This is a genomic window from Geobacillus sp. PK12, assembly GCF_004123125.1.
Classification (GTDB): domain Bacteria; phylum Bacillota; class Bacilli; order Bacillales; family Anoxybacillaceae; genus Geobacillus; species Geobacillus zalihae.
In genome coordinates this window covers 1-2,337 of record NZ_SDKL01000049.1, presented here as the reverse complement: position 1 = coordinate 2,337, position 2,337 = coordinate 1, and the positions used below count along the sequence as shown (strand labels likewise).

Sequence of the window (2,337 nt, the reverse complement as noted above, 5' to 3'; positions counted from 1 at the left end):
ATGTCAATGCCAAAGTCGTGAAACTGGATCACACTTCCTCCCCCCCTCTCCTTGAAACGAATGGAAATCTTCGTCCGAAACAATTCACAAAAAATTTAGCACATTCCTTCAGAAAAGGGGAGAGGGCTTTCTGAAAGAATGTGCAAAAAAATGGGCGTTTTATGCTGAAATAAAATGATAATTTACAATAAGCTCGGAATCGAAGAAAATTCTGAATGGATTAATGGAATTATTGATATGGTTATTTAAGCAGAAACACCCGCACATTTTGCGGGTGTTTTGCTTACACCCATTTCTTTTTTAACTATCCCGAAAATTAGTATTTTCATCATTTGCTAGTGCCGTAAGCACGACATGGAGGTCTATCCTGAAAATGAATTTTTCATTATTCTGATGATGCCGCATAGATGCGGCATGGTTGTCTCCCTGGGAAGAACGAATGAACTTCCATCATCTGTGGTGAAGTTCGTTTCATGGTTGGCTAACGAAGCAGTTAGTCATAATAAACCGTTAATAAATTGATGAAGAAAAAGGTGTATCACTATTCGATACACCTTATTAAATCACTTAAAACATCCTTAATCCAATTGCCTTTCTAACTTCACTGATCACTTTTTGTGATGACTCTTTCGCTTTCATTTTCCCGTGTTCTAAAACATCATATACATCACTATCTGACAATTTTTTTCTTTTTTCTCTGAACGGTCCAACGATGGAATTGATCGAATCGGATAGAATGGATTTACATTGTACGCACCCTATCGTCGCATTACTGCATTGGAGCTGAATCTTTTCTAACGTTTCCTTTTCAGTAAAGTAAGTGTGCAAATGATAAACGTTGCACCCTTCTTTTGAAGGGTTACCTGCTTGATGTTTATAGATACGAGTAGGGTCAGAATATGCCTTCTTTACTTTTCGTTGAATGGTTTTATTGTCATCTTTCATACTAATATAACTGTCGGCGTTATCGGATTTACTCATTTTCCCTTTCCCTGAAAGAGAAGGAATACGAACAGCATTTTCCACAATCGGTCTTGGTTCAGGAAAAATATCTCCATAGAGTTGGTTAAATCTACGTACAATGGTCCTTGCTATTTCCAAATGAACCAATTGATCTTCGCCGACGGGCACAAATTTTCCTTTGTGTATAAGAATGTCTGCTGCCATCAAAACTGGATAACCTACTAATCCATAATTGACATTATCAGGTTGTTTTTTTGCTTTTTCCTTAAATGTCGGACAACGTAATAAATTCCCTAATGGCATTACCATGCTTAAATAAGTATGCAATTCACATATTTCCTCTGCAATCGAGGATTGGACATAAAATGTAGATTTATTTGGATCGAGCCCTGCTGCCAAATAATCTTTAGCAATTTCCAAAACATTTCTCGTTAAATCATCTGGTTTAGGGTGAGTAGTTAGTGAATGAATATCACTGATAAAAAAGTATGAATTGTACTTTTCCTGTAATTCAAGGATATTCTTCATTGCACCATAGTAGTTACCCAAATGTAATTCTCCTGTAGGTCTTATTCCTGATACTAATATTCCCCTATTCATCGAAATCCCTCCATTTTGTTGTAGTTTTAATGCTTTGAATTGAAAAAAACGTCCACCAGCCGTCTTCCATGACTAATCACTCCTTTTAGACAACTAAATAAAAAGGCTTTCCATCCACTTGCCAAAGGACGGAAAGCCGCGGTGCCACCTTTGTTCGTTTGTAAAACAACAAACGCACTTTTAGGGTACGGAAACATAAATTACGTTTCGATACCTTGTCTCTTTTAACGGTGAGACTCTCCGCCAAAACCTACTCTAAATTTCGGTCTGGTTGCTCCGAAGCCCATTCAACATGGTTTCCACACTGATTTGCACCAACCATCAGCTCTCTGAAGTGTCCGCCATGCCTACTATTCTTCATCATCACAAAGATATATGGAATTTTTTTATTTATTATAATCACACGGTAGAATGATTGCAATGTTTTTTTACTAAATTATACAAAAAATCAGTATTTTCATCATTGCTGGTGCCACATAGATGCGGCATGGTTGACTCCCATGGAAGAAAGAATTAACTTCCATCATCTGTGATGAAGCTCGCTTCATGGTTGGCTAACGGGTGCTTTGTTGAATAACCTACATTAAATATAAAAGAGATTGGAACGTTTTCTTGTAACGTTTTTCAAGCTCTTTTATTGATTTGAATTATACTGTGAATTCATTGTGAAAATTGTGCGATTTTATCTGTGACTCAACCTGCGTTTTACTGTTTTGCACCTGACAAGTGAGGTCAAGTCCAAATTATTGTGTAAATTCCCCTTTGATAGACAAC

1 protein-coding gene and 1 other annotated feature are annotated in these 2,337 nt (G+C 36.9%); the gene reads right to left on the bottom strand.

What is annotated here, in order from left to right:
* Positions 1-567 precede the first annotated feature (567 nt).
* Positions 568-1,563, bottom strand: a complete 996-nt coding sequence (gene trpS / locus ETR37_RS14715; protein ID WP_129447455.1) for a tryptophan--tRNA ligase — start codon at positions 1,561-1,563, stop codon at positions 568-570.
* Positions 1,564-1,684: 121 nt separating this feature from the next.
* Positions 1,685-1,936: a binding site (T-box leader), on the bottom strand.
* Between the last annotated feature and the right edge of the window lie 401 nt (positions 1,937-2,337).